The organism is Albibacillus kandeliae (assembly GCF_003116585.1).
In the GTDB taxonomy this organism is placed as follows: domain Bacteria; phylum Pseudomonadota; class Alphaproteobacteria; order Rhodobacterales; family Rhodobacteraceae; genus Albibacillus; species Albibacillus kandeliae.
Genome location: NZ_QEHM01000008.1, coordinates 275,802 through 301,592, shown reverse-complemented (window position 1 = coordinate 301,592; position 25,791 = coordinate 275,802). Strand labels below are relative to the sequence as shown.

Below are 25,791 nucleotides of genomic sequence, written 5' to 3'. Positions count from 1 at the left end.
GGAGGCGAAGAATGCCAGAGGGAAAGAAGATCGTCCTGGTGATCCCCGACCTCAAGGGCAACGGGGCCGAACGCTTTGTCATCACGCTGAGCGAGGCGCTGATCGACGCGGGACACCAGCCGACGATCATCTGTTTCAAGAAGGTCATCGAACTGGCCTCGGGCCGGCCCTTCGATCCGCTGATCTTTCCCATGGAGCGCCTGCGCTGGGTGCCGCGCCAATGGCGCGCGGCGACGGTGGGCCGTCTGCTGGACCGTTTCATTCTCAGGCACGTCGGCGTGCCGGACCTCGTGCTGTCGAACCTCCTGCCGGTGGACCGGGTGCTGGCTGGCAGCCGCCTGCCGAATGTCCACCTGATGGTGCACAACACCGTCTCGCAGGAACACCGCGCCGGGCTGGAGGGGCCGAATGGTGCACGTCACCGGCAGGTGCTGGAGGCGATCTACCTGCGCAAGCCCTGCGTCTGCGTGAGCGCGGGCGTGATGCGGGATTTCCAGCAGATGTTCCCGGGCAATCCCGAGGTCACCACCATCTACAACCCGGTCGACGTGGAATTCGTGCGTCGTTCGGCGGCGGGCGAGGGGCTGGGGATGTCTGACTACCTCGTGCACGTGGGCAAGTTCAAGGAGGCCAAGCGGCACGACATCCTGATCCGCGCCTATGCGGAGAGCGGGATCGAAACCCCGCTGGTGCTGCTGGGAACGGGGCCGCTGAAGGAGAAGGCCGAGGCGCAGGTGCGCGAACTGGGGCTGGAAGACCGGGTGATCTTTGCCGGGTTCCACGCCAATCCCTACCCGGTGATCGCGCAGTCCAAGGGCATGGTGCTGTCCTCCGACTACGAGGGGCTGGGGCTGGTGATCCTCGAAGCGCTGGCGCTGGACCGGCCGGTAATCAGCACCGACTGCCCCTCGGGTCCGGGCGAGATCCTGCCGCCGCAGAACCTCGTGCCGGTCGGGGACGTTCCCGCGCTGGCAAGGGCGATGGCGGCGATGGACCGCGACCCGGCGGCTTTTGCGGCCCCCCTGAGGCCCGAGTTTCTGCCGGAGCACGCCGTCGCGGCCTATCTGGCGCTCGCGCGCTGAGGCGCCGGGTCAGGCGGAGAGCGTTTCCACGAGGCGGTCCATCATCCGGTCGCAGGCGGCGAGCTGGGCGATCTCGATGAACTCGTCGGGCTTGTGGCCCTGATCCATGTTGCCGGGGCCGCAGACCAGCGTCGGGATGCCCGCCGCGTCGAAGTGCCCGGCCTCGGTCCCGTACCCTACCTTGGTCAGTTCCGCATCAGGCAGCAGGGCCGAGAGCGCGGCAACCGCAGGGGCATCCGGGGCGACATCGAGGCCGGGGTAGGCATTGGTTCGCTCAAGGGTGACATGGCCGATCTGATGGGCGGCGGCGGTGAGCCTGTCCTCCATCGGTTCGAGCGGTTCGGCGGCGAGGTGCCGGATCTCGTAGTCGATGGTGCAGAGGTCGGGCACGATGTTGAGCGCGGTGCCGCCTGCCATCTTGCCCGCGTGCACGGTGGAGAAGGGCACCTCGTAGGCCGCGTCGCGGGCCCCGTTGGCGGCAAGGTCGTCCTGCAGCCCGCGCAGCGCCCCGAGGACATCCGCGCCAAGGTGAAGGGCGTTGCGGAACAGTGGGGCCATTGCCGAATGCCCGGCCTCGCCGTGGCATGTGGCGCGGTAGGCGGCCTTGCCCTTGTGCCCGGTGGCGATGCGCATGGAGGTCGGCTCGCCCACGATGCAGAGACGGGGCCGGCCCACCAGCGGCAGCAGGGCCGGCATCATCTCGGCGATGCCCACGCAGCCGACTTCCTCGTCATAGGAGAGCACCAGCTTCAGTGGCTCGGCGAGGGGGCGCGCGGAGGCGAGGTCGGCGGCGCGCAGCATGGCGGCGACAAAGCCCTTCATGTCGGTGGTGCCGCGCCCGTAGACGCGGGTGCCCTCCCGCGAGAGGCGGAAGGGATCGCGCGTCCAGGGTTGCCCGGCGACCGGCACGACGTCGGTATGGGCCGAGAGCATGACGCCGCCGTCGCCCGCTGGCCCTAGGCTGGCGAAGAGACCCGCCTTGCGCCCGGTCGGATCGGGGATGCGGTGCACCGTGGCGCCGCGCTGGCGCAGGTAGTCCTCGACCCAGTCCACGAGCGCGAGGTTGCTGTCTGCGCTGACCGTCGGAAAGGCGATCAGCCGGTCGAGGATGTCGAGCGTGGTCATGCGGCCTCGTGGGTGATCTGCCCGTCGCAGATGGTCAGCACAGCCCGCACCTGCAGCGCGCCGTCGTCGTGCAGGGTCTCAAGATCGCCCGCCAGCAGCACGAGATCGGCCAGCATACCCGGGGCGATGCGGCCCAGCCGGTCCTCGTCAAAGGCGGCGAAGGCGCCGCCGGAGGTATAGGCGGCAAGGCATTCGTCGAGGCCGATGCGCGGGTCGGGCAGGCCGTCGGCCCAGGGTTTGCGGGTCAGGGCGCACTGGATCGCGTAGAGCGGGTCCAACGGCGAGATCGGCCAGTCGGTCGCGAAGCAGAGCGGCACGCCCGCGTCGGCGATGGCCCGCCAGTTGAAGGCCCAGGGCCAGTTCTCGCGCCCCATCAGGGTGACGGTCGGTTCCAGCGGCAGACCGGCGCTGCCCGGCGGATGCACCGGCTGCATCGAGGCGACACAGCCGAGCGCCTTGAGGCGGGGCAGGTCGTCGGGGTGGATGTTGTCGATATGCTCGACCCGGTGGCGGCTGTCCCTCGGGCCGTTGGCGCGCGCTGCCGCCTCGTAGCCGTCGAGCACGTGGCGCACGGCGCCGTTGCCGACCGCGTGGACCGAGATTTGCAGCCCCGCCGCGTCAGCCTCGGTGCAGAGCCGGGCGAAGAGTTCCGGCGGCACGATGGGTTCGCCACGGAACCCGGGGCGGTCGGGGTAGTCTTCGAGTTTCAGCGCCGTCCAGCTGTCAAAGACGCCGTCCATGAACATCTTGACCCGCCCGCAGGACACCTTGTCGGTGGCAAAGTCGCGGGTCATCTCCACCGCCTTGCCGACCGGGTCGCCCGCTGCGTCGATCGGGATGCGATAGGGCACCTCGATGCGGCAGGGCAGCGTGCCGCGCCGTTCCATCTCGGCCAGCAGTTCCAGCTGGTAGCGGTTGCCGTCCATGTTGATCAGCTTGGTGATCCCGTGGCGGGCGCAGTACTCCATCCCCTCCAGCAGGCTGGCGATATCGGCCTCGCGCTCGGCTTCGGTGACGCTGTCGGGCTCGGCCCCGGCCATTCCGAGGTTTTCGCGCGAGCCGGTGGATTTCAGCGCCAGCATCAGGGACATGGCTCCGCCCTCGCGCAGCTCGCCCGTGGCGGTGCCGTCCGGGTCCATGACGACCTCGGAGCTGGGTCCGACGTCGCGGCCCTGCAGCAGCCCGGCGCGCTCCATCGCGACGCTGTTGCCCCAGCCGGTGTGGAAGTCGCAGGCGATCATGTAGAAGGGGCGGTCGGCGATGGCGTCGTCCAGCAACTGCCGCGAGATGCGGACGTCGTCGCCGAACATGGTGTAGTTGGCGCCGTAGGCGACCAGCAGGTCGGCCTCGGGGTTGGCGGCAGCAAAGGCCTGGACCGCCTCGCGCAGCGCCTCGGCCCCGAAGATCGCCGCACCGTTCAACTGCGACAGCGACACGCCGCCCGCGAAGAGGTGCAGGTGGCTCTCGTAGAAGCCGGGCAGCAGGGTGCCGCCCCCCGCGTCGATCATCCGCGTTTGGGGCCCGGCGAGCGCGGTCACCTCGTCTTCATCGCCCACCGCGACAATGCGGTTGCCCGCCACCGCCACGGCAGAGGCAAGGGGCCGGTCGCCATCCATCGTGCGGACGGTGGCGTTGTGCAGGATCAGGTCAGGCTGCATTGCGGGTGTCCTTTCCGGCGGCGCGCATCGCGCGCGCGGCCCGTTCGCCGATCATCATCGAGGGTGCGTTGGTGTTACCGCCGATCAGCGTGGGCATGATCGAGGCATCGGCGACGCGGAGATTGGCGATACCCTGCACCTTCAGGTCGCGCGGGTCCACCACGGCCATTGGGTCTGTGCCCATCTTGCAGGTGCCGACCGGGTGGAAAACTGTCAGCGCCTCGGCGCGGAGGTAGGCGAGGATCTCGTCATCGCTCTGCACCTTGTCACCCGGCAGCATCTCCTTGCCGCGGATGGCGTCGAGCTGGGGCGCGGCAAAGATCGAACGGGCGATTCTGATCCCCTCGACCAGCACGCGGGCATCGGCCTCGTCGGTGAAGAAGCGGTGGTCGATCTCGAAGCCGGTGCCATTGCCCTGCGGGCGCAGTTCGCCGACGCTGCGGGGGCGCAGGACGCAGGTGTGGATGGCATAGCCGTGGCCGTATTCCACGACGCGGCCGCGATGGCTGCGGTAGCCGGGGACGAAATGGAACTGGATGTCGGGCCGGTCGTCGGCATAGCGGGTCCGGGCGAAGCCGCCCGCCTCGACGTAGTTGGTGGTCAGCATGCCACGGCGCATCCCGAAGTAGCGCAGCGGCGAGGCGAGGATGGCGGGCAGGTTCGGCACCGAGAGGCCGAGGGTCATGCGTGAACCCGACCGGGTGGTGATCATCCCGTCGATGTGGTCGCGCAGGTTCTGACCGACCCCGGGGAGGTCATGATGCACCGTGCGCCCGGCGGCCTTGAGGGCTGCCCCGGGGCCGATGCCGCTGGCCAGCATCAGGGCGGGAGAGCCAATGGCCCCGGCGCTGAGGACGACCTCGCCCCGGCAGGTCAGCGTCTCCTCGCGGCCCTCGCGGGCGATGACGAGGCCGGAAACGCGATTGCCGTCGAGCACCAGCCGACGGCTCTCGGCCTTGGTGAGGATGGTCAGGTTGGGCCGCGACCGGATCGGTTCAACGAAGGCGCGGAAGCTGTTGTAGCGGCTGCCCTTCTTCTGGGTGACGTTGTAAATGCCAGCGCCGAATTGTTCGGCGCCGTTGAAATCGTCGTTGGGGGTGATGCCCTGCGTTGCCGCGGCCTCGACGAACAGGCGCGACACCGGGTTCGGGTCGCGCTGGTTGTCCACCAGCAGTTCGCCCTCGGTGCCGTGGTAGGCCGGGTCCTGGCCGAGCACGTTGCGCTCGAGGTCCTTGAACACCGGCAGGACGTCGTCGTAGCCCCATCCGGCACAGCCGAGGGCCGCCCAGTCGTCGTAATCGCCCGCGTGGCCCCGGATGTAGATCATCGAGTTGATGGTGGAGGACCCGCCGAGGCCCTTGCCGCGGTTCACCGGGATGGCGCGGTTGTTCAGCTCGGGCTGGGGCACGCCCATGTAGCCGTAGTCGTAGGTCTTGTCGCCGTAGAGCGAGAGGATGCCCGCCGGGACGCGCACGCGCAGGTTCTTGTCGCTTCCGCCCGCCTCGACAAGGCAGACCCGCATCTTCGGGTCGGCGCTCAGCCGGTTGGCGAGCACGCAGCCGGCGGAACCTGCGCCCACGATGATGTAGTCGAAAGACAGGTCTGCGGTCATGGGACCCCCGTGTAGTCAGATGTGCAAGAGGAGTGCGGGAGGGCCGCGCGGGCCCTCCCTGAGGGGCTTATTGGAGCAACTGGGTCCAGACCTTGGTCACCAGATCCTGCGCTGCGGGCGAGCAGGCGCGGGAGAATTCCACGGGAACGGTCGGGAACAGTTCCGGCGCGTTCTCGGGGGTGTACTCTGCCTTGTCGAGATCGAGGGCGACCGGGGAGGAGTGGGCGTAGTAGTTGTACTGGATCGTGGCGTTCTCGGGGGTCGACATGAAGTCGATGAACGCCTTGGCGTTGTCCACGTTGGCCGCGCCCGCAGGCACCACCATCGAGTCGAGCCAGCCCACGAGGCCCTCTTTCGGCATCGCGAACTCGATCGGGGCGCCGTCGTTCTTGCGCGTCTTGAGCGAGTTGCCGTCCCACCAGAAATGCGCGCCGACCTCGCCCGAACCGATGCGGTTCTCGATGTTGTCGGAGGCAAACACGGCCACGTCGGGCTTTTGCGCGGCGAGCAGGTCATAGACCTTCTTCATCTCGGCCGGATCTTCCGAGCAGAACTCGACACCGAGGTAGAGCTGGGCGGCGCCCACCACTTCGTCGGGGTAGTTCAGGCTGGCGATCTTGCCCTTCAGTGCCTCGGGGGCCTCGAAGTAGGTCGCCCAGCTGTCGACGGGGCCGTCATAGATGTCGCGGTTCACGGTGTAGCCCGCGGTGCCGTAGGCGAGCGGAATCGAGTAGTCGTTCTCCGGGTCCCACCACTGGCCGCGCCATTTCTCGTCGACCTGCGCATAGGCGGCGAGGTCATGGGCGTCGATATCTTCGAGCAGGCCCTGGTCGACCATGATCTTGACGAAGTGCTGGGAGGGGGTGACGAGGTCGTAGCCCGAGGCGCCTGCCTGCAGTTTGGTCAGCAGGTCCTCGTTGGAGTTGAAGCCGTCCACGGTGACTTCAACATCGTTCTCTTTCGCGAACTTCTCGATCAGCTCGGGCGCGATGCTGTCGGACCAGACATAGAGGTTGAGCTTGCCTTCGGCCTGGGCGGCCCCGGCGAATGCCAGCGTGGCGGCGGTGGAAAGAAGGATCTTTTTCATTGGTTTCTCCTGTTGGGAACTTGTGGTGCAGTTGGTTGGTCAGGTGTCGGTCATCGACCCGCCGCGCCCCTGTATGAACAGGGCGAGCGCGGCAACGGCCAGCGAGACGAGGATGATGAGCGTCGAGATGGCGTTCAGCTCGGGCGTGGTGCCCTGCTTGATCAGGCCGAAGATGTAGACGGGCAGGGTGGTCGCGCCGCCGGTGTTGAGCATGTTCGAGGTGATGAAATCGTCCATCGAGATGACGAAGGCGAGCATCGCGCCGGCGAAGACACCGGGGGCGATCAGCGGCAGCGTCACCCGCCGGAACGTCGTCCACTTGTTGGCGTAGAGATCGGCCGAGGCCTCTTCGAAATCCATCTCCATGCCCTGCAGCCGGGCCCGGATCGGGAGGAAGGCGAAGGGGGTGCAGAAGGTGGTGTGGGCGATTGCCAGCTTGGCGAAACCGTTGGCGAATCCGATCTGGCTGAACAGGATCAGCACCGCCACCGAGAGCACGATCTCGGGCAGGACCAGCGGCAGGTTGACGATGGTTTCCGAGACACGGCGGAACCTGACACCCTTGCCGCGCACCAGCACCAGCGCGGCCATCAGGGCGATGGTGGTGGCAAAGACGGTGGCGATGGCGGCGATCTCGAGCGAGGTCCGCACGGCGTTCATCAGGTTCTGGTTATCGAGGGCGGCGGCGTACCACTTGAGCGAGAAGCCGGTCCAGACCGAGACCAGCCGGTTCTCGTTGAAGGAGTAGAAGATGACCACCGCGATGGGCAGGTAGAGCCACAGGAAGAAGACAACGGCAAAGCCGCTGAGGCCCCGGTAGCGGCGAACGTCGGTACGGTGCGACATCAGGCCATCTCCTCCATTGCCTTGCGGGTGGCGCGCAGGCCGTTCAGCAGCAGGAAGACCATCACGAGGCACATCAGGACGATGGCGATGGAGGCGCCGAAGGGCCAGTTGCGGGCACCGCCGAACTGCATCTGGATCAGGTTGCCCATCATCAGGATCTTGCCGCCGCCCAGCAGCACGGGCTCCAGCACCGCGCCGAGGCAGGGCACGAAGACAAGGATGGCCCCGGCGACCAGACCCGGCCAGCAGAGCGGCAGGATGATCCGGCGCAGCGTGACCCAGCGGCTGCCGTGCAGGTCGTGGCTGGCCTCGATCAGGGCCGGGTCCAGCTTTTCGATGGAGGCGAAGACCGGCAGGATCATCAGCGGGATGTAGGAATAGACCATCCCCGCCAGCATTGCGCCGTTGTTGAACAGCAGACTGGGCAGGTCGTCGACCAGCCCGGTCAGGCGCAGGCCCTTTTCGATCACCCCGTCGTTGCCGAGGATGATCAGCCAGGCATAGACCCGCACGATCATCGAGACCCAGAACGGCAGGGTCACGGCGAAGAGGAGGATGACGCGCGCCTTGTGGCCCTGCAGCGTGATCCAGTAGGCGATGGGAAAGGCCAGCGCCATGCACAGGAAGGTGGTGCAGCAGGCCAGCAGGACGGTGCGCCCGATGATGTAGAGATACTGGGGGTTGAACTCCAGCTCGCCGGTCCAGCCCTCGTTGAACAGGATCTGGCGATAGGCGTCGGTGGTGAAGGTGAACTCGAACCCGCCATAGGCGCCCCGGGTCGAGAAGGAGACCGCGACGATGATCAGGATCGGCACGATCAGCGTCAGGGCCATCAGCACGTGGGCGGGCAGCAGGCCCCAGAACCGGAAGTCCCTCATTGGCCGAGCACCCTTGCGGATTCGGGCAGGAAGCCCAGCCGGACGGTCGCGCCCTCGGCGAGCGAGGGGACATGGCTCATCGCGTTGCGGCGCGAGACGCGGATGTCGGCCTCGCCCACGCGGATCACGTAGTAGGTGTAGCCGCCAAGGTAGTTGGTCGAGGTGACCGTCCCCGTGAGGATCTCGCCGGTGGCCTGCTCTTCGAGCCCGATCTTCTCGGGGCGGAGCGACAGGGTCGCGCGGGACTGGTCCGCGGCGACGTGTTTCTGCGAGGCGGTGAGGTCGAGGCCGAGCGGCGTGCGCACGCGTGCCATGTCGCCCTCGACCGAGAGCACGTCCACGTCGAAGAAGTTGGTCTCGCCGATGAAATGCGCCACGAAACGGTTCGACGGATCCTCGTAGACCTCGCGCGGGGTGCCAAGCTGCTGAATCCGCCCGTCGCCCAGCACGCAGATGCGGTCGGACATGTCGAGCGCCTCTTCCTGGTCGTGTGTGACGAAGACGAAGGTCAGCCCGGTCTGGCGTTGCAGGGCGCGCAGTTCCTCGCGCATGGCCTGCCGGAGCTTGAGGTCGAGCGCGGAGAGCGGCTCGTCCAGCAGCAGGACTTCGGGCTCGGGCGCGAGGGCGCGAGCCAGCGCGATGCGCTGCCGCTGGCCGCCCGAGAGCTGCTGCGGCTTGCGGCGGGCGAACTTGGACATGTGGACGAGGTCCAGCATCTCGGCCACGCGGGCGCGGATCATCTCCTTGGGCCAGCCAAGGTTCTCCAGCGCATAGGCGATGTTCTGTTCCAGCGTCATGTGCGGGAACAGCGCGTAGCTCTGGAACACCGTGTTCACCCGGCGCTTGTGCGGCGGCAGGGCCTGGATGTCGTTGCCGTGCAGCACGATCTGCCCGGTGGACGGTTCCTCGAACCCCGCGATCATCCGCAGCAACGTGGTCTTGCCGCAGCCCGAGGGGCCGAGCAGGGTGAAGAACTCGTTGTCGTAGATGTCGAAGGAGACGGTCTCGAGGGCCTGGAAGGTCCCGAACATCTTCGAGACCTGCCTGATTTCAACTGCCTTTTTGCGCGTTTCCAAGTCGGTGCCTTTCCTCGTCGGGCCGGTACCGGCCCGGATCATTCCCGTCAGTCCAGGGCCAGTTCGGTGATTTCCCGGCGGAAGGGCAGGGCGTCGCCGATGTCCTCTCCGTCGAGTTCCCGCGCAAAGCGATGCCCGGCGTAGGTCGCCCATGCGATGGGGCCGGGGGCGTTGGCGTCGCCGATCAGCTTGATCGTCTTGATGCCTGCATCGACCCAGTCCGCCTGCCGCGCCTTCAGCGCTTCGAAGACCGTGTCGTTGCCCTGCCGCGAGGCGACCATGACGACGGCGTCACAGTCGTAGCTGCGGGTGGTGTCGGTGTAGACGCAGTTCGACACGACGTGACCGGCCGCGACCTCGGCGACGCCGCGGTTCAGCACGATGTCGACGCCCATCTCGGCGAGGCGGCGGTGGATCGTCGACTGTTCCAGCGTGTTGTTGGTCCAGTCCGAAACGAAGGCCGAGGGCGTGATCAGGGTGACCTTGCAGCCTTCCTTGATCAGCAGTTCAGCCAGCACGCCGCCCATGTAGTAGTGATCGTCGTCGAAGATCACCACGTGGCCCGACGGGCGCTGCCCGGCCATGATGTCGTCCGGGGTGAACAGGGGCATGGCCGCGTCGATGGGCATGGCCACGACGTGCTGCCGCGAGACGCCGTCCCGGCGCCATGTCGCGCCGGTGGCGATGGCGACGTTCTCGAACCCGAACTCGAGGATTTCCTCGGCCGAGAGCGGGCTGTCGAAGTACGTCTCGACGTTGGTCTTCTGGCTCAGCTGGTACTTGCGGTAATCCGCGACGCGACCCCAGGCCGAAAGCCCCGGCAGCTTGCATTCGCGCGCCACGCGGCCGCCAAGCTCGGTGCCGGCCTCGGCCAGCGCCACGTCATAGCCGCGTTCGGCCAGCGCGCGGGCGGCTTCCAGCCCGGCGGGGCCGGAACCGACCACCAGCACGTTGGAGCTCTTGCCCTTGGCGTTCATCCGTTCCGGGTGCCAGCCCTTGCGCCATTCCTCCATGAAGGTCGGGTTCTGGGTGCAGCGGCTGATCGACATGGTCATGTCGCCGGTGATGCAGATATTGCAGCCGATGCACTCGCGGATGTCCTCGATGCGGCCTTCCTCGACCTTTTTCGGCAGGAAGGGGTCGGCGATGGAGGGGCGCGCGCAGCCGATGAAATCGAGCGTGCCGGTGCGGATCATCTTGGCCATCACATCGGGCGAGGTGAAGCGGCCGACGCCCACGACGGGCTTGTCCGACAGTTCCTTGATGCCGCGCACGAGGGTCTCCTGCGCCGCTTCTTCCTTGAAGCGGGAGGGGCCGGAACAATCTTCCCACGTGCCCTGCGCGAGGTCCCAGAGGTCGGGCAGGTCGCGGTTCATCTCGATGAAGTCGCGCACCTCTGCGTTGGAGAAGCCGAGCTCGCCGATGGTCTCGTCCAGGCTGACGCGCAGAGTCAGTGCCATCGTCTCGCCCACGGCCTCGCGCATGTCCTCGATCACCTCGCGGGCAAAGCGCGAGCGGTTCTCGAGCGAGCCGCCGTATTCGTCCGAGCGGTGGTTGGTGGCGCGGGACAGGAAGTGCTGGAAGATGCCGAAGCCATGCGCGCCGTAGAGGCAGATCAGGTCAAACCCGGCCATCTGCGAGCGTTTGGCTGCGTTCACGAACCAGCGGCGGAGGTCACGGATGTCCTGCTTGTCGAGCGCGCGCGCCTGCACCGGATCGTTGGTGAAGGTGCGGATCGGCAGGGCGGAGGGCGCCAGCGGCACCTCCTTGGTATAGAGGTTCGGGCCGTTGATGCCCGAATAGGCCAGCTGGATGCCCGCAAGCGCGCCGTGCTCCTTCATCTTGCCCGCCATCTTGGCAAGCTGAGGGATATCCTTGTCTTCCCAGAGGCGGAGTTCGATGAACGGCGTGATTTCCGAGGTGTGGTGCATCTCGCACTGCTCGGTAAAGATCACGCCCCAGCCGCCCTCGGACTTGATGCCGCGCATGGCCGCCGCGGCCGAGGGGTCGCGATAGCCGCCACCGTTGCAATGCGGGACCTGGTAGAACCGGTTCTTGGCGGTGAGAGGACCGATCTGCATCGGCTCGAACAGGATATCGTAGCGCGGATCACGCAATTGGCTGTCTTCCCTGGCTAGTACTGGTGAAGCGCGGGGCCGTGGCAAGCACCCGCGCGCGGATCCAAAGTCCCCGACCGGCGGCTTTGGGTAAATTAAGCAATTCGGAAGCTTGACTTAGGCAGCGCCTATCCCGTTGGCGCGTCCCAAAACTGCGTGAAAATTCATCACGCGTCCCGGAAACCGCCTGCGCCGCGCACTTTCAGGCCGGGCGTCAGTTCGGGCGTCAGGTTTTCTTTGCAATGGTCGATGAGCGCCCGAACGGTCAGGGTGTTCTTGACCCCTCCGGCCAGAACCATCCCCATCCTCAGCGCGCGCAACCGGTCCGAAAGCGGCACGAATCGCAGCGGTTTGCCGTCCGGCGCGCGTTCGGACGTATGGCGGATATTGGCGATGGAGAAGCCGAAGCCATTGGCGACCAGCGAGCGCATGACCTCGAGATCGCGGGTGCGTTCGACGATGTTCGGCTCGATCCCGGCCTCGGCGAAGAAGGAGAGAAAGTAGGGCCCCGAGTGCGGCAGGTCGAGCAGGACCATCGGGTAGGGCGCGAGATCCTCGGGCGAGAGCATGCGGCGGTTGGCGAGGTCGTGGGTGTCGGGCAGCAGCGCGTAGGGCGGCAGGTTGAACAGCGGCACGAATTCGAGATCCGGGGGAATATCGAGGTCGTAGGTGAGGGCGATGTCGATCTCGGCGTCGCGCAGCCCGTCGAAGATGGCCTGCTGGTCGCGTTCGAACTGGTGGAACTGCACCTCGGGAAAGCGCGAGATGAAGCTGCGCCGCAGATGGGGGAGGACGATCTGGGCAAAGGTCAGCAGGCAGCCGACGTTGAGCGGGCCACGGACGCGGCCGGTGATCTCGTTGGCGAGGCTGTTGAGCCGGTCCGCCTCGGCCAGCACGGTCTTGGCCTGAACGAGGAACTGCCGTCCGGCCTGGGTGAGGGCGAGGCCGTGCGCGTGCTTGCGGGCAAAGAGCTGGAGCCCGAACTCCGCCTCCATCTGGGTGATCGCGGCCGAGATGGAGGGCGAGGAGACATTCACCTTGCCCGCCGCCTGCGCAATGGACCCTTCCTCGCCCACGGCGACGAAGTATTCGAGCTGGCGCAGGGTGAAGCGTAAGGGCACAGCAAAGCCTCTGGTGTGACGCGTTAGGCTGGGGCTAAGCGACATGGAGGGACCAGTCAAGGTTGCGGTGGTGCTACGTGGGCCGCGCCAGGAACGGAAAACGGCGCGCCGAGGTCTTCGACGCGCCGTTTTCCGTTTTGATCGCAGGAGGTTAATACTTGATCCAGGTGGTCTTGAGCGCCGAGTACTTGTCGAAGGAATGCAGCGAGAGATCGCGGCCGAAGCCCGACTGCTTCATGCCGCCAAAGGGCGTCATGGCCGAGAGCGCGTCCACCGTGTTGACCGAAACGGTCCCGGCGAACAGCGCGTCCGAGACCGAGAGGGCGCGGGTCAGGTCGCGGGTCCAGACCGAGGCGGCGAGGCCATAGACCGAGTCGTTGGCGATGCGGATCGCCTCGTCGTCGGTCTCGAAGGTCTGCACCGCGAGGACCGGGCCAAAGACTTCGTCGCGGGCGATTTCGTGCCCGGGCTCGACCCGGTCGAAGATCGTCGGCGTCACGTAGGCGTCGGACCCCATCAGCGTCAGCCGCTCGCCGCCGCAGACCAGCCTTGCGTCGGATTTCGCGCGCTCGACAAAGCCCATGACACGCTCCGCATGGGCGCGGTCGACGAGAGAGCCCATCGTGGTGGCCGGGTCGAGCGGGTCGCCGAGGACGACCTTGGACGCGCGGTCGCGCAGGCGGTCGATCAGCTCGTCCTTCACGCTGGCATGGACCAGCAGCCGGGAGTTGGCGGAGCAGACCTCGCCCTGGTTGAAGAAGATGCCGAATGCGGCCATGTCGGCGGCTGCGTCGAGGTCGGCGTCGGCGAAGATCAGGTTCGGGCTCTTGCCGCCGGTTTCCAGCCAGACCTGCTTCATGTTGCTCTCGCCCGCGTAGCGCTGGAACAGCTTGCCGACGGCGGTGGAGCCAGTGAAGACGAGGCAATCGACATCCGGGTGACGGCCAAGCGCCTGACCCGCGTCCTCGCCGTAGCCGGTGACGACGTTCAGCACGCCGTCGGGCAGGCCCGCGCGGGTGGCGAGTTCGGCCAGCATGAGGGCGGAGAGCGGCGACTGTTCGGCCGGTTTCAGCACCACCGAATTGCCTGCGGCGAGTGCCGGGGCCAGCTTCCACGTCGCCATGTCGAGCGGGAAGTTCCACGGCACCACTGCGCCGACGACGCCAAGCGGCACCCGGCGGATCAGGGCGAGATCGCGACCACCGGTCGGGGCGACCTCGTCATAGAGCTTGTCGATGGCCTCGGCGTGCCACTGGAAGAAATGCGCGGAACCGGGGGCGTCGATGGTCGAGCTGTCGGAGATCGTCTTGCCCATGTCGAGCGTGTCGAGCAGGGCGAGTTCGGGGATATTCTCGCGGATCAGCGCGGCGAGGGCCAGCAGGACCTCCTTGCGTTCTCCCGGTGTCTTGCGCGACCAGCGGCCATCCTCGAAGGCGCGGCGGGCGGATTTCACAGCGCGGTCGATGTCCTCGGCCCCACCGCGCGCGACCTCGGTGAGGACCTCCCCGGTGCCGGGGTTGACGGTTTCGAAGCGCTGACCGGAGGCGGCCGGGGTGAAGGCGCCGTCGATATAGAGGTCGTTGCGGAAGGTGAGCCCGGCGGCGCGTGCTTTCCATTCGGTGTAGGTGAAGGTCATGAAGCCCCTCGCGTTGAGTGGTGGATTGTCGGCTGGTGCCATGACGGCAGCCCGAAGAGGGGCGGAGACGCGGGCTTACTCGTCCCCCGGAACCCCGTAGGAGGGTGCCTCGCGCGGGTCGAGGGCGCGCTGGATGTAGGCGTCGAGCTGGGGCTTGTAGACCTCCCAGGCGCGGGCGATGTCCTCGATCGGGTTGCCCTCGGTCCAGTCGCAGCGCAGTTCGGCCACCGGCCAGCTGACCTTGTCGACGATCAGCATGCCAGCAGAGTGAACCGGCCCGGCCTCGCCACCTGCCGCCAGCCCGGCGCGCATGGCGGCGATCAGGCGGTCGCCGATATGGCCCTTGGCGGCAAGGTAGCCGTCCACGATGGCCTGCGGGACGCTGTCGTTGGCCAGCAGGTTGCCGCCCGAGGCGACGTTCTCGGCCTGGGCCTGGGTCCAGATGCCAAGGCTGTTCGGGCCGGAGTGGATCGCCGTGCGGCCCATCTTGTCCACAGCAAGAACCTGACGGTACTCGATGAACTTGCCACGTTTTCTGACCTCATCCACAGCCTCGGGGGCGGACAGGCCGCCCTCCATCAGGTCGAGCGCAAGGGGGCCGAGCGTGGGATCGGTGACGTTCTGGCTCGCCACCGCGCCGACGCCCGCGCGGGCATAGGCGCAGCGCGCGGCCACGGCGGGAGAGGAGGACGAGATGGCCATGCCGAACATGCCGGTCTCGGCGCAGCGGGCGACGAGCGAGAAGGTCATCGGCTCAGTCCGGGATCACGGCGGTGGCTTCGATCTCGACCAGCCAGTCGGGACGCGCCAGCGCGGTGACGACCAGACCGGTGGAGACCGGGTGCACGCCCTTGATGTACTCGCCCATGGTCCGGTAGACGGCCTCGCGGTTGCGCACGTCGGTCAGGAAGACCTGCACGCGGCAGACATGCTCCATCCCGCCGCCGCATTCCTCCATCAGCTGCTTGATGTTCTGCATGACCTTGTGGGTCTGCTCGACCGGATCGTGGCTCTCGATGTTCTTGGCGGTGTCGAGCTCCTGCGGGCACTGGCCGCGCAGGAACACCATGCGCCCGCGCGCGACGACGGCCTGGCAGAGGTCGTTGTCGAGCTTCTGCTCGGGATAGGTGTCCTTGGTATTGAACTTGCGGATGCGGGTGTGGGCCATTTTGGTCTCCGAGAGGATGTCAGGCGTCGACGGTTTCGTGCGGTGCCGGGGCCGTGTAGGCCATGTAGCCGCGTTGTTTGGCAATATGGTCGGCCACGTAGCGTGCGTCGAACCAGACGCCCCAGATGAAGGAGGAGCCGCGCCGCGTCTGCCAGGGCAGGCCGAGGAAGTAGACGCCGGGTTCGGAGGACACGCCGCGCTGGTGCGCGGGCCGGCCGGTGGAGTCGAGGGCGCCCTCGGGCAGCCACGAATAATCGGCGGTGAAGCCGGTGGCCCAGATGATCGTGCTGATCCCGGCCTCGGCCAGATCCAGCGAGAGGATCGGGTCGGTCATGCAGGCGGGGTCGGAGAGTTGACGGCGCGCCTCGGGGTCCTCGGGCAGGTCGAGCCCGTTGCGCTCGACAAAGGCGTCGGCCTCGTCCAGCAGCTTCATCAGGTAGGTGTCGCCGTTGCGCACGTTCTGCGCAAGATCAGTGGCGAAACGGATCGCGCCATCGGCGAAGCTCCCGGTGCGTCCGACGAGGGTCATGCCCTGATGGGCGAGGCGGCGGAAGTCGATGGTCTCGCCACCGCGCGCGCCCGAGACGGCGATGGTGGTGTGTTCGACGCCGGGGGTCGCTTCCATGTCCCACTTGTTCAGAACGCCGAGCCACCAGACGAAGTCGCGCCCGCGATAGGCACGCGGCGGACGGTCGTGCGGGCCGACCGAGAGGTAGACCTGACGGCCCGAGGCCAGCAGCTCATCGGCGATCTGCACGCCGGACGACCCCGCGCCGACGACCAGAACGGCGCCGTCGGCCAGTTGGCCGGGATTGCGGTAGGCCGAGGAGTGCATCTGGGTCACGCCAGCGGTTTCGGGCACCAGCGGCGGGATGACCGGCGTCTGGAAGGGGCCGGTGGCGGCGATCACGTAATTGGCTTCGATCACGCCCTGCGAGGTCTCGACGCGAAAGCCGGGACGCCCTTCGATGCGCGCGACCCGGGTCACCTCGACGCCGGTGCGGACGGGCGCGGCGATCTTGTCGGCATAGGCGACGAAGTAGTCGGCGACCTTGTCTTTGGCCACGAAATCATCCGGGCCATCCTCGGGGAATTCCATGCCGGGGAAACGGTCGTGCCACGCAGGGCCGTTCGCCACCAGCGAATCCCAGCGTTCGGAGCGCCAGCGCTCGGCAATGCGGTGACGTTCGAGAACGATATGGGGAATGCCACAGGCGCTCAGGTGTTCGCTTGCCGCGATACCTGCCTGACCGGCGCCCACGACAAGGGTTTCTGTCTTCTCAACCGTCATCTTCGAAATCGGCCTCCTGTTGCGGGGCCGCCATTCGGACCCGGCTGGTTTTGCCGAAATCTGGCGCTGCCTGGCTTCGGTTAAAAGCACAGACTTCCTGAGCATGGGTTAGGCAGGGCCTAATGCCTGATCGCAGGTCGATTTGCCCGGTATCAGCCCTGCAGCCGGGCAGAGCGTCCGCCACGGCGCTTGCGCAGGCGGGGGGCGCGTTCGGGCAGTTCTGCCATGATCGCCCGGCGTTCGTCGCCACTTAGCCGTGACCAGCGGGCGATTTCCTCCATCGTGCGCAGGCAGCCGGTGCACAGCTTCTCGGTGGGGTGGATCACGCAGATCTTGATGCAGGGGCTCTCGATCTCGTTTCGTTTCCAGATCTCGTCGCTCATGTGGCCTGATCCCGCCGCAGATGGCGCATCCTGTCGAGCGCCCCCTGCAGGATATACCCGGCGGCCACGTGGTCGATCACCTCGGCGCGACGTTTGCGCGACGTATCCGCCTCAAGCAGGGCGCGTTCGGCTGCCACGGTGCTCAGGCGTTCGTCCCAGAAGCCGATGGGCAGGTCGGTGCGCTGTGCGAGGTTGCGGGCGAAGGCCCGCGTCTTCTGGCAACGCGGGCCCTCGGAGCCGTCCATGTTGCGCGGCAGGCCCAGCAGGATGCCCTTGACCTCGCGGTCGGCGATGATCTCCTCCAGCCGGTCGGCATCCAGAGTGAATTTCTTGCGCCGGATCGTTTCCAGCGGGGTCGCGACGGTGCCCATGCGGTCGGACACGGCAACGCCGATGGTCTTCTCTCCGAAATCCAGCCCGATCAGCGCCCCGAAGGTGGGGCAGGCGGCGGCGAACTCTTCGAAAACGTCGTGAATCATTCCAGTACTCCGGCGCGTCTGGCGGCTGCATCTATTTCGCTCAGCGCGGCGTCGTTCCCGGCGAAGGCCTGCTGCGCGTCGCCATAGATTGCGCGGGCTCTGTCGGTTTCGCCGAGGACGCCCAGCGAACTGATCAGGCGCGCCCATTCCGCGGGCGGTCCGCCTTCGTCGGCAAGGCGCGTGGAGAGGCTCTCGACCATGCCTCGGATCATCTCCGTGCGGTCCTCGGCGGTCATGTCGCGAGCGGCGGCCACGTCTGCGGCGCTGGGTCCGCGCAGATCGGCGGGCGGGGCAGGTAGGGCGTAGTTGTTGACCCCGGCGCGCAGGGCGAGGTCCTCGATCTGGGCGCGGACCGGCACGATCCACGGCGCGTCGGCGGGCCCCTCTCGCAGCAGCTTGTCCCAGATGCCGAAGGCCTGGTCGGGCCGTCCGGTCTGGGCCAGCATCAGGCCCCAGTAGTAGCGGGCTGGTCCGTTCGTCGGGTCAAGGTGCAGCGCCTTGTCGAGCGCGGCCTCCGCCTCGGGCGAGACATAGCCGCCGGCGGCCAGCACCAGCATGTCGGCGAGGTTGGCAAGATCGCGGGCGCTGGCCTTGTCACTCAGCAGGTCGATCACCCGGCCCTGGGCCTTGGCGGCGGCCGAGAAATGGCCGGTGGCGGCCTCGTGGCGTGCGAGCAGTTGCAGCCCTTCGAGGTCGTCGGGTCGCTGCGCGACGGTCTCGCGCAGTTGCTGGACAAGCTTGAGGTAGTCCTCGCTCAGCGGCACATCCGGTGTGGCGTCGGGAACGTTGGCCTCTGCCTCGGCCTGACCGGGGCGCGTGGTGCGCAGCGACTCGGCCATGGCATAGCGCTGTTTCAGGCCAAGGTCGCTGTAGCCCGGCGCGCCGAGGTCGCGATAGAGCAGCAGGCTGCCGCCGATGACGACAAGGGCGACGAGGGCGACGGCGGCATAGGAGAGCGTGGCACCGGACCGGGCCGGAGCGGCGGCAGAGCGGGCGGCGGAATCGGCGGCGAGGATGCGGCGCGAAATCTCGGTGCGAACGCGTTCGGCGTCGGTCTCGGCGATGACGCCGCGTGCGAGATCACGGTCAACGTCCTTCAACTGGTCGCGGTAGACCTGCAGGTCGTAGGTGGCGCTTTCGTCTCCTTCGGCGGTCGCGGCGCGGGCCCGCAGCAGGGCGGTCGCCATGACGGCAGAGGCAATCAGTGCCAAGAGAAAGGTGATAATCCAGAATGCCATGCGCGCTCCTGCCTGTCGGGCATATCTAACGTTTGGGCCCTGGGGAAAAAAGGGACAAAGCATCACATCTCCGAAGCCCGCCAACCGAAATTTTGCCGATGTCGCAAAATGTCAGGGAAATGCCGCCGCCGTTCGCCTCTTTTTGGCCTGTTGGCCCAGAAGCGGATATGACTGGTCATCACAGACGAATCCGAAGCGGAGCCGAGACATGAAACGCTATTCCGCCTTTGCCATCGCCCGAGAGGCGCTGCGCTTTCACACCGGATGGGAGCGCGCATGGCGCAGCCCTGAACCCCGCCGCCGCTATGACGTGGTGATTGTCGGGGCCGGGGGGCATGGCCTTGCGACGGCCTATTACCTGGGCAAGAACTTCGGGATCACCAACGTGGCGGTGATCGAGAAGGGCTGGCTCGGGGGCGGCAACACGGGCCGCAACACCACCATCATCCGCTCGAACTACCTGCAGGATCCGTCTGCGGCGATCTACGAGAAGGCGCGCAGCCTGTACGAGACGCTGAGCCAGGACCTGAACTACAACGTCATGTTCAGCCCGCGCGGCGTGATCATGCTGGCCCAGACTCACCACGAGGTGCGCGGCTACCAGCGGACCGCCCATGCCAACGCGCTGCAGGGCGTGACCACCGAATGGATCAGCCCCGAGCGGGTCAAGGAACTGGTGCCGATCATCCGGCTCGACGGGCCCCGCTACCCGGTGATGGGCGGCCTCTGGCAGGCACGCGGCGGCACGGCGCGCCACGATGCGGTGGCCTGGGGCTATGCGCGGGCCTGCTCGGCCATGGGCATGGACATCATCCAGAAATGCGAAGTTACCGGCGTACGCACCGAGGGCGGCAAGGTCCGGGGCGTCGACACCACCAAGGGGCCGATCGACTGCGGCAAGCTGGGGATCGTCGTCGCCGGCCACTCCAGCCACCTGGCCGAGATGGGCGGGTTCCGCCTGCCGATCGAGAGCGTGGCGCTGCAGGCGCTGGTCTCGGAGCCGATCAAGCCCTGCATGGACGTGGTGGTGATGGCCAACACGGTGCACGGCTACATGAGCCAGTCCGACAAGGGCGAGATGGTGATCGGCGGCGGCACCGACGGGTTCAACAACTACACCCAGCGCGGCAGCTTCCATCACATCGAGGAAACCGTCCGCGCCCTGATCGAGACCTTTCCGATGATCTCGCGGCTGAAGATGCTGCGCCAGTGGGGCGGCATCGTGGACATGACCGGCGACCGCTCGCCCATCCTGTCCAAGACCCCGGTCGAGGGCGTCTTCGTGAACTGCGGCTGGGGCACCGGCGGCTTCAAGGCGATCCCCGGCTCGGGCTGGGCGATGGCTGAACTGATGGCCAAGGGGCACTCGCCGCTGACCGCGGACTTTGGGCTGGACCGTTTCCGCGAGGGCCGCTTCATCGACGAGAGCGTGGCCGCGGGGGTGGCGCACTGATGCAGGACTGCCGCGTCAGCATGGGCGGTATCGGCCAGGCCACATCGGCCGCAACGGCGCGCGCAGGGATGCGGGCGCCGGGCGGTGGTCGGCTGGTTGGCGCTGCGCTGCGGCGGGCAGAATCCTGCCAATCCGAAAAACGCGCTCGGAACTCCTGCGGGCAGGTCGAGGTTGTCTCCGCGAAGGCAACCACGAAGGAGGGCATATCATGGCCAACCACGACCTGCATACGACCGACTATCGTAACACTTACGTCGAGCGCGAGCGCGTCCCCGCACGCGGCGCGACCGGAGCCGGAATCGCTTTCATTGTCGGCGGACTTGTTGTCGCCGCACTGGTGCTGTTCTGGCTGTTCACCGGCACCGACGGCAGTGTCGTCGACACGGCTCCGCCGGCCAGCGACGTCAGCATCACCGTTGACGAAACCCCGGCCGCACCGGCAGCCGACAGCGCCGCACCTGCAGCGGATGCAACCGCTCCGGCCGCTGACAGCGCCGCGCCTGCCGAGCAGACCGCTCCGGCGCAGCCTGCCGACTGATAGTTCGTTCCATCACGACCCCGCGGGGCCGCGCCGGAAGGTGTGGCCCCGAGGCATGTCCGGGGGGTGCGCCAGTGCAGCCCTCTGTAAAGCTGAAAGATTTTTTGGCGCTTTCGGGAACCCAAACCGGTCCGGCGCCGTTCTCCCTGCAACCGGAACAGCAAGGAGAGACCCATGTCCGACCAGACACAGCAATCGTCAAACAGCAATAGCGCGCTCGCTTTCATTCTCGGGGGCGTCGTCGTGGCGTTGGGTGTTGTCGCATGGATCGCTTTCGGTGGCGGACTGCCGAGTGGCGACAAGCCGGACGTTCGCATCGAACTGCCAGGTGGCAAAGCGATCGAAGGCGAAGTCACCAACTGAGTTCCCCCGCCTCCCGGCGGACCGTACACGTAATGTAAAGAGTTCAAGATGGGCCCGCCTCGTGCCCATCTTTTTCGTGTCTGCACCCCACTGTGCGACCCCGGTCGCAGGCCCGGTCGTAGGGTGGTGCGCATGACCTTCAAGAGACCAAATTTCCCTACGGCTGAAAACGGCTTGCGCCAGACCACCGTTCTGGCCGACCCCCGCCGATTTCCGCGCCGCTCGTCCTCGTCGATTGCCCTGAACATGCGAATGACCCATCCTTTCCCTGCACGGAAGGAGGATCACTCATGTCGGATTTCTACGCCCCCCAGCGCAGGTCGACCGGCTGGATATTCGCAGCGGTCATTTTCGTCCTGGTGGTCCTCTATTTCGTCCTCTCGATCGCGACGCGGCCCATGGGTCAGACCACAGGTGTCCGGCCTGATGGAACTTCAGCCGTCATCCGGACCGAGCCGATCCCGGTCGAGCCGACCCCGGTCGGAAGCGACTAGCCAAAACACTCACGAACACGACCGGAAGGGCGGGTGCCATTGGGCGCCCGCCCTTGACGTGTCTTCCTGTCAGGAGACCCAGCCATGCTGACCCTTGAATGCCCTTACTGCGGCGTGATGGCGGATGAAACCGAGCTGACGGCGGGCGGCGAGGCGCATCTCAAGCGCTTCGGCCCCGGTTCGTCGGACGAGGACTTCGAGGCCTATCTGTTCGAACGCGAGAACCCCAAGGGGGTTCACTTCGAACGCTGGCGCCACTCGCATGGCTGCGGCAAGTGGTTTCACGCGGCGCGCAATACCATGACGCTGGAGGTCTACGGGACCTATCCGGCGCAGACATCCGAGCCGCCCGTCGAGATCCGCAACAAGATTTCCGGGATCGCGCCCGGCTGGTCCTGGCGGCTGTTCAAATGATCTACGTTATCAATACTTTCACGTGTGAAAGGGGGCTTGCATGAGTGTGCGCCTGTCCACGGGCGGCCGGTTAATCGACCGGGCGACCGAAATCTCCTTTTCGTTCAATGGCGCCAGGCTCAAGGGCTATGCGGGCGACACGCTGGCCTCGGCGCTGCTGGGCAGTGACCAGATGCTTGTGGGGCGGTCGTTCAAGTACCACCGTCCGCGCGGCATCGTGGCCAGCGGGGCCGAAGAGCCCAACGCCCTCGTGAACATGGGCGAGGGCGCCCGGTTCGAGCCGAACCAGCGCGCGACCACGACCGAGCTTTTCGCCGGGCTGAGCGCGACCTCGCAGAACCACTGGCCGTCGCTTGAATTCGACGTGGGCGCGCTGAACGCCAAGCTCTCGCGGTTCCTGCCGGCGGGCTTCTACTACAAGATGTTCATCCACCCGCGGTCTTTCTGGAAACACGTCTACGAGCCCTTCATCCGCCAGTCGGCGGGCTTGGGCCGGGCGCCGGATTCGGAAGACGCGGACAGCTACGAGCATTTCCACCTGCACACCGATGTCGTCGTCGTGGGCGGGGGCATTGCCGGTTTGCTGGCAGCGCGCGCCGCGGCTGTCACCGGCGCCAAGGTTCTGCTGATGGAGCAGACCGCCCACTGGGGCGGGCGTGCCCCGGTCGATGGTGGCCTTGTCGATGGCCAGCCGGTGGGTGACTACATCGACGCGCTGGTGCGCGAGCTGTCGGAGATGCCGAACGTCACCCTGCGCCTGCGCTGCATGGCCTCCGGTGTCTACGACCACGGCTATCTGCTTGGCTACGAGCGGGTGCGCGACCACCAGCCCGGCGCGCCGGGGCCGCGGCACCGGCTGTGGCGGGTCCGCGCCAAGCAGATCGTGACGGCGACCGGCGCAATCGAACGTCCGCTGTCCTTTGCCGGAAACGACGTACCGGGCGTGATGCTGGCCTCGGCGGTGCGCGACTACCTCGTGAACTATGCGGTGTCCGCCGGGAAGCGGGTGATCGTCGCGACCAACAACGACGACGGTTATCGTACCGCCATCGCGCTGAAACAGGCGGGGCAGGAGGTGCTACGTATCCTCGACGCCCGCGAGACCGGCGGCGGCGCCCTGATGGCCGAGGCCCGGCGACTGGGAATCCGCATCGACTGTGGCCGTGCCATCGGCAAGGTGTCGGGCGGCAAGCGGGTCAAGAAGGTCCAGATCTGCGCCTATGCCGGTGCCGGCGGGGCGCTGGAAGAGGTCGCCTGCGATGCGGTCGCCATGTCCGGCGGCTGGTCGCCGGTGGTGCACCTGTGGTCCCATTGCGGCGGCAAGCTGACCTGGGACGCGGAGCAGGCTTATTTCCGGCCGGACGCCACGCGCGCGCCGACCGGTGCGGATGGCCAGCCCTACGTGGTGCCCGCAGGCTCCGCCAACGGGGTGATGATGCTGGACGCCATCTGTGGCGATGCCGTCGAGGCGGGGCGTGCTGCGGCCAAGGCGGCGGGCTACAAGCTGAAGAAGGCGGCGGCCATCGAGGCCGAACCCGCGCCCGAGACGCCGATTGAACCGGTCTGGATGATGCCGCGCGACGCGCGGGTGCAACTGCGCATGAAAGCCTGGCTGGATTACCAGAACGACGTGAAGGTCTCGGACGTGCAACTGGCCGCGCGCGAGGGGTACGAGAGCGTCGAGCATACGAAGCGCTACACCACGCTCGGCATGGCCACGGATCAAGGGAAGCTCAGCAACATCAACGGCCTGGCAACCCTAGCCGATGCGCTGGGCGCCGAGATTCCGGCGGTGGGGACGACTACCTTCCGCCCGCCCTATACGCCGATCTCGATGGGGGCCATCGGCGGCGAGGCGCGCGGGGCGGTCTTTCAGCCCCTGCGCCGCACCGCGATGCATGGCTGGCACGAGAAGAACGGCGCGGACTGGGAGCCGGTCGGCCACTGGCGCCGTCCCTACGCTTTTGCGCGCAGCGGCGAGAGTGTGCATGACGCGGTGATGCGCGAGGTGAAGAACACCCGCGAGAACGTCGGTCTGCTGGACGCCTCGACGCTGGGCAAGATCCTCGTCAAGGGGCCGGATGCGGGCAAGTTCCTCGACCTGCTCTACACCAACATGATGTCTTCGTTGAAACCGGGCAAATGCCGCTACGGCCTGATGTGCAACGAGAACGGGTTCCTCGTGGACGATGGCGTCGTGGCGCGCATTGATGACGAGACCTTCCTCTGCCACACCACGACGGGCGGCGCCGACCGCATCCATGCGCACATGGAAGAGTGGCTGCAGACCGAGTGGTGGGACATGCAGGTCTATGCCGCCAACCTGACCGAGCAATATGCGCAGGTCGCCGTGGTGGGGCCGAAGGCGCGGATGCTGCTGGAGAAGCTGGGTGGCATGGATGTGTCGGCCGAGACCTTCCCGTTCATGACGTGGCAGGACGGTACGCTGGGCGGTTTCGACGTGCGGGCCTATCGGATCTCCTTCTCGGGCGAGCTCAGCTACGAGATCGCTGTGCCGACCGCGCAGGGCCTTGCCTTCTGGGAGGCGCTGGTCGCGGCCGGCAAGGAGTTCGGCATCATGCCCTATGGCACCGAGGCGCTGCACATCATGCGGGCCGAGAAGGGCTTTATCATGATCGGGGACGAGACCGACGGCACCATCATCCCGCAGGATCTGGGGCTGAACTGGGCTATCTCGAAGAAGAAGGAAGACTTCCTCGGCAAGCGGGCGCAGGAACGGGCGCACATGACCGATCCGAACCGCTGGAAGCTGGTCGGGCTGGAGACGCTCGACGGTGCCGTGCTGCCCGATGGGGCCTATGCGGTCGCCGAGGGCGTGAACCCGAACGGCCAGCGCAACACGCAGGGGCGGGTGACCTCGACCTACTACTCGCCGACGCTGTGCAAGGGCATTGCCATGGGGCTGGTTCTGAAGGGGCCGGAGCGCATGGGCGAGGTGATCGAGTTCCCGGGGACCGACGGAACGGTCTTCAAGGCGCGGATCGTCGATCCGGTCTTCTACGACAAGGACGGGGAGAAGCAGAATGTCTGAACCCACCAGCGCCCTCAACCGGGCCGAATTCAAGGGTATCGCCAAGGTCGAGGAGACCGGGCTGCACGGCATGATCACCCTGCGGGGCGACCAGTCCTCGGCGGCGATCAAGAAGGCCGTGCTCTCTGTCGCGGGCACCGTCATGCCCGAGCAGCGCGAGGCGATCTTCTCGGACACCGGCGGCGTGGTCTGGATGTCGCCGGACGAGCTGATGCTGCTGTGCCCCTATTCCGAGGTGGAGGCACGGGTGGCCGCGCTGAACGAGGCGCTGGCGGGCACCCATGCGCTTGCGGTCAACGTGTCGGATGCGCGGACGGTGTTCCGGGTCTCCGGCCCGGCCGCGCGCGATGTGCTGTCCAAGCTGACCCCGGCGGACCTCTCGCCCGAGGTCTTCGGGCCCGGGCAGGTGCGTCGCAGCCGCCTTGCGCAGGTGTCGGCGGCCTTCTGGATGGAAGACGACGAGACCTTCGGCCTGTTCTGCTTCCGCTCGGTCGCGCAATATGCCTTTGACCTGTTGAAGGTCGCGGCGGCAGAGGGTTCGGAAGTCGGGTATTTCTGAGATTTCCGCAATCGCGCAGAAAAGCAATTGAAATGCCAGTCCGGGAATTCGGGCTGGCATTTCAGTTTTTACTTCAATTGTTGATCAATTCGAATAATGTCACCGGACCCGGCCGCGCATA

24 protein-coding genes are annotated in these 25,791 nt (G+C 66.8%); 8 read left to right on the top strand and 16 right to left on the bottom strand.

All coding sequences use genetic code 11. The features are described from left to right. The first annotated feature begins 11 nt into the window (after nucleotides 1-11). Nucleotides 12-1,082, top strand: a complete 1,071-nt coding sequence (locus DDT93_RS19265; protein WP_109467504.1) for a glycosyltransferase — start codon at nucleotides 12-14, stop codon at nucleotides 1,080-1,082. 9 nt (nucleotides 1,083-1,091) lie between these two features. On the opposite strand, the gene argE is transcribed toward DDT93_RS19265, so the two are convergent. From argE to ccmI, 16 genes are all read right to left on the bottom strand, one after another. After that, nucleotides 1,092-2,207 (bottom strand): acetylornithine deacetylase, encoded by a 1,116-nt coding sequence (argE, locus tag DDT93_RS19260; RefSeq protein ID WP_109467503.1) that lies wholly within the window; start codon nucleotides 2,205-2,207, stop codon nucleotides 1,092-1,094. Beyond that, nucleotides 2,204-3,865 (bottom strand): amidohydrolase, encoded by a 1,662-nt coding sequence (locus tag DDT93_RS19255; RefSeq protein WP_109467502.1) that lies wholly within the window; start codon nucleotides 3,863-3,865, stop codon nucleotides 2,204-2,206. The genes argE and DDT93_RS19255 overlap by 4 nt, the downstream gene beginning before the upstream one ends. After that, a complete protein-coding gene (locus DDT93_RS19250) occupies nucleotides 3,855-5,477 on the bottom strand; it encodes a GMC family oxidoreductase (RefSeq protein WP_109467501.1) in 1,623 nt (540 codons plus the stop codon). The genes DDT93_RS19255 and DDT93_RS19250 overlap by 11 nt, the downstream gene beginning before the upstream one ends. 67 nt (nucleotides 5,478-5,544) lie before the next feature. Further along, a complete protein-coding gene (locus DDT93_RS19245; RefSeq protein WP_109467500.1) occupies nucleotides 5,545-6,564 on the bottom strand; it encodes an extracellular solute-binding protein in 1,020 nt (339 codons plus the stop codon). Nucleotides 6,565-6,603: 39 nt separating this feature from the next. Continuing rightward, nucleotides 6,604-7,410 carry an ABC transporter permease gene (locus DDT93_RS19240; protein ID WP_109467499.1) on the bottom strand — a complete coding sequence of 269 codons (807 nt, stop codon included), beginning with the start codon at nucleotides 7,408-7,410 and terminating at the stop codon, nucleotides 6,604-6,606. Beyond that, nucleotides 7,410-8,288 carry an ABC transporter permease gene (locus DDT93_RS19235; RefSeq protein ID WP_109467498.1) on the bottom strand — a complete coding sequence of 293 codons (879 nt, stop codon included), beginning with the start codon at nucleotides 8,286-8,288 and terminating at the stop codon, nucleotides 7,410-7,412. Before DDT93_RS19235 ends, DDT93_RS19240 begins: the two co-directional genes overlap by 1 nt. Further along, nucleotides 8,285-9,319 (bottom strand): ABC transporter ATP-binding protein, encoded by a 1,035-nt coding sequence (locus DDT93_RS19230; RefSeq protein WP_232825506.1) that lies wholly within the window; start codon nucleotides 9,317-9,319, stop codon nucleotides 8,285-8,287. The genes DDT93_RS19235 and DDT93_RS19230 overlap by 4 nt, the downstream gene beginning before the upstream one ends. 92 nt (nucleotides 9,320-9,411) lie before the next feature. Further along, nucleotides 9,412-11,481, bottom strand: a complete 2,070-nt coding sequence (locus DDT93_RS19225; protein ID WP_109467496.1) for an oxidoreductase — start codon at nucleotides 11,479-11,481, stop codon at nucleotides 9,412-9,414. A gap of 167 nt (nucleotides 11,482-11,648) precedes the next feature. Further along, nucleotides 11,649-12,602 carry a LysR family transcriptional regulator gene (locus DDT93_RS19220; protein WP_109467495.1) on the bottom strand — a complete coding sequence of 318 codons (954 nt, stop codon included), beginning with the start codon at nucleotides 12,600-12,602 and terminating at the stop codon, nucleotides 11,649-11,651. 151 nt (nucleotides 12,603-12,753) lie between these two features. Continuing rightward, the gene (locus tag DDT93_RS19215) at nucleotides 12,754-14,238 is read right to left on the bottom strand and encodes an aldehyde dehydrogenase (RefSeq protein ID WP_109467494.1); all 1,485 of its coding nucleotides are present in this window, start codon (nucleotides 14,236-14,238) and stop codon (nucleotides 12,754-12,756) included. Between the two features lie 75 nt (nucleotides 14,239-14,313). Next, entirely contained in the window at nucleotides 14,314-14,988 is a 675-nt protein-coding gene (locus tag DDT93_RS19210) for a DUF1028 domain-containing protein (protein ID WP_109467493.1), read from the bottom strand. Between the two features lie 4 nt (nucleotides 14,989-14,992). Then, on the bottom strand, nucleotides 14,993-15,406 hold the full coding sequence (locus tag DDT93_RS19205) for a RidA family protein (protein ID WP_109467492.1): 414 nt from the start codon (nucleotides 15,404-15,406) through the stop codon (nucleotides 14,993-14,995). A 19-nt stretch (nucleotides 15,407-15,425) separates the two neighbouring features. After that, a complete protein-coding gene (locus tag DDT93_RS19200) occupies nucleotides 15,426-16,697 on the bottom strand; it encodes a flavin-containing monooxygenase (RefSeq protein ID WP_109467491.1) in 1,272 nt (423 codons plus the stop codon). 152 nt (nucleotides 16,698-16,849) lie between these two features. Continuing rightward, nucleotides 16,850-17,080 carry a DUF1289 domain-containing protein gene (locus tag DDT93_RS19195; RefSeq protein WP_109467490.1) on the bottom strand — a complete coding sequence of 77 codons (231 nt, stop codon included), beginning with the start codon at nucleotides 17,078-17,080 and terminating at the stop codon, nucleotides 16,850-16,852. Next, nucleotides 17,077-17,559 (bottom strand): Holliday junction resolvase RuvX, encoded by a 483-nt coding sequence (ruvX, locus tag DDT93_RS19190; protein ID WP_109467489.1) that lies wholly within the window; start codon nucleotides 17,557-17,559, stop codon nucleotides 17,077-17,079. Before ruvX ends, DDT93_RS19195 begins: the two co-directional genes overlap by 4 nt. Then, complete coding sequence (gene ccmI / locus DDT93_RS19185; protein ID WP_109467488.1) at nucleotides 17,556-18,797, bottom strand: c-type cytochrome biogenesis protein CcmI; 1,242 nt, start codon at nucleotides 18,795-18,797, stop codon at nucleotides 17,556-17,558. Before ccmI ends, ruvX begins: the two co-directional genes overlap by 4 nt. 208 nt (nucleotides 18,798-19,005) lie before the next feature. On the opposite strand from ccmI, the gene DDT93_RS19180 reads away from it, so the two are divergent. The 7 genes from DDT93_RS19180 to DDT93_RS19150 all read left to right on the top strand — a co-directional run bounded on the left by DDT93_RS19180 (nucleotide 19,006) and on the right by DDT93_RS19150 (nucleotide 25,670). Next, nucleotides 19,006-20,250, top strand: a complete 1,245-nt coding sequence (locus tag DDT93_RS19180; RefSeq protein ID WP_109467487.1) for a sarcosine oxidase subunit beta family protein — start codon at nucleotides 19,006-19,008, stop codon at nucleotides 20,248-20,250. 208 nt (nucleotides 20,251-20,458) lie between these two features. After that, nucleotides 20,459-20,788, top strand: a complete 330-nt coding sequence (locus DDT93_RS19175) for a hypothetical protein (RefSeq protein ID WP_109467486.1) — start codon at nucleotides 20,459-20,461, stop codon at nucleotides 20,786-20,788. A gap of 174 nt (nucleotides 20,789-20,962) precedes the next feature. Continuing rightward, nucleotides 20,963-21,151, top strand: a complete 189-nt coding sequence (locus DDT93_RS19170) for a hypothetical protein (protein ID WP_109467485.1) — start codon at nucleotides 20,963-20,965, stop codon at nucleotides 21,149-21,151. 290 nt (nucleotides 21,152-21,441) lie between these two features. Beyond that, entirely contained in the window at nucleotides 21,442-21,645 is a 204-nt protein-coding gene (locus tag DDT93_RS19165) for a hypothetical protein (RefSeq protein ID WP_109467484.1), read from the top strand. 84 nt (nucleotides 21,646-21,729) lie between these two features. Continuing rightward, nucleotides 21,730-22,059, top strand: a complete 330-nt coding sequence (locus DDT93_RS19160) for a sarcosine oxidase subunit delta (protein WP_109467483.1) — start codon at nucleotides 21,730-21,732, stop codon at nucleotides 22,057-22,059. A 40-nt stretch (nucleotides 22,060-22,099) separates the two neighbouring features. Next, nucleotides 22,100-25,111 carry a sarcosine oxidase subunit alpha family protein gene (locus tag DDT93_RS19155; RefSeq protein WP_109467482.1) on the top strand — a complete coding sequence of 1,004 codons (3,012 nt, stop codon included), beginning with the start codon at nucleotides 22,100-22,102 and terminating at the stop codon, nucleotides 25,109-25,111. After that, on the top strand, nucleotides 25,104-25,670 hold the full coding sequence (locus DDT93_RS19150) for a sarcosine oxidase subunit gamma (RefSeq protein WP_109467481.1): 567 nt from the start codon (nucleotides 25,104-25,106) through the stop codon (nucleotides 25,668-25,670). The genes DDT93_RS19155 and DDT93_RS19150 overlap by 8 nt, the downstream gene beginning before the upstream one ends. The last annotated feature ends 121 nt before the right edge of the window (nucleotides 25,671-25,791 follow it).

Excerpts from the sequence above, each read along its gene's own strand:
- DDT93_RS19205 (WP_109467492.1), bottom strand. The coding sequence starts at position 15,406 with ATGGCCCACACCCGCATCCGCAAGTTCAATACCAAGGACACCTATCCC.
- DDT93_RS19215 (WP_109467494.1), bottom strand. The coding sequence starts at position 14,238 with ATGACCTTCACCTACACCGAATGGAAAGCACGCGCCGCCGGGCTCACC.
- DDT93_RS19180 (WP_109467487.1), top strand. The coding sequence starts at position 19,006 with ATGAAACGCTATTCCGCCTTTGCCATCGCCCGAGAGGCGCTGCGCTTT.
- DDT93_RS19165 (WP_109467484.1), top strand. The coding sequence starts at position 21,442 with ATGTCGGATTTCTACGCCCCCCAGCGCAGGTCGACCGGCTGGATATTC.
- DDT93_RS19170 (WP_109467485.1), top strand. The coding sequence starts at position 20,963 with ATGTCCGACCAGACACAGCAATCGTCAAACAGCAATAGCGCGCTCGCT.
- argE (WP_109467503.1), bottom strand. The coding sequence starts at position 2,207 with ATGACCACGCTCGACATCCTCGACCGGCTGATCGCCTTTCCGACGGTC.
- DDT93_RS19250 (WP_109467501.1), bottom strand. The coding sequence starts at position 5,477 with ATGACCGCAGACCTGTCTTTCGACTACATCATCGTGGGCGCAGGTTCC.
- DDT93_RS19155 (WP_109467482.1), top strand. The coding sequence starts at position 22,100 with ATGAGTGTGCGCCTGTCCACGGGCGGCCGGTTAATCGACCGGGCGACC.
- ruvX (WP_109467489.1), bottom strand. The coding sequence starts at position 17,559 with ATGATTCACGACGTTTTCGAAGAGTTCGCCGCCGCCTGCCCCACCTTC.
- DDT93_RS19255 (WP_109467502.1), bottom strand. The coding sequence starts at position 3,865 with ATGCAGCCTGACCTGATCCTGCACAACGCCACCGTCCGCACGATGGAT.
- DDT93_RS19195 (WP_109467490.1), bottom strand. The coding sequence starts at position 17,080 with ATGAGCGACGAGATCTGGAAACGAAACGAGATCGAGAGCCCCTGCATC.
- DDT93_RS19245 (WP_109467500.1), bottom strand. The coding sequence starts at position 6,564 with ATGAAAAAGATCCTTCTTTCCACCGCCGCCACGCTGGCATTCGCCGGG.
- DDT93_RS19230 (WP_232825506.1), bottom strand. The coding sequence starts at position 9,319 with ATGTTCGGGACCTTCCAGGCCCTCGAGACCGTCTCCTTCGACATCTAC.
- DDT93_RS19240 (WP_109467499.1), bottom strand. The coding sequence starts at position 7,410 with ATGTCGCACCGTACCGACGTTCGCCGCTACCGGGGCCTCAGCGGCTTT.
- DDT93_RS19235 (WP_109467498.1), bottom strand. The coding sequence starts at position 8,288 with ATGAGGGACTTCCGGTTCTGGGGCCTGCTGCCCGCCCACGTGCTGATG.
- DDT93_RS19210 (WP_109467493.1), bottom strand. The coding sequence starts at position 14,988 with ATGACCTTCTCGCTCGTCGCCCGCTGCGCCGAGACCGGCATGTTCGGC.
- ccmI (WP_109467488.1), bottom strand. The coding sequence starts at position 18,797 with ATGGCATTCTGGATTATCACCTTTCTCTTGGCACTGATTGCCTCTGCC.
- DDT93_RS19175 (WP_109467486.1), top strand. The coding sequence starts at position 20,459 with ATGGCCAACCACGACCTGCATACGACCGACTATCGTAACACTTACGTC.
- DDT93_RS19265 (WP_109467504.1), top strand. The coding sequence starts at position 12 with ATGCCAGAGGGAAAGAAGATCGTCCTGGTGATCCCCGACCTCAAGGGC.
- DDT93_RS19150 (WP_109467481.1), top strand. The coding sequence starts at position 25,104 with ATGTCTGAACCCACCAGCGCCCTCAACCGGGCCGAATTCAAGGGTATC.
- DDT93_RS19160 (WP_109467483.1), top strand. The coding sequence starts at position 21,730 with ATGCTGACCCTTGAATGCCCTTACTGCGGCGTGATGGCGGATGAAACC.
- DDT93_RS19200 (WP_109467491.1), bottom strand. The coding sequence starts at position 16,697 with ATGACGGTTGAGAAGACAGAAACCCTTGTCGTGGGCGCCGGTCAGGCA.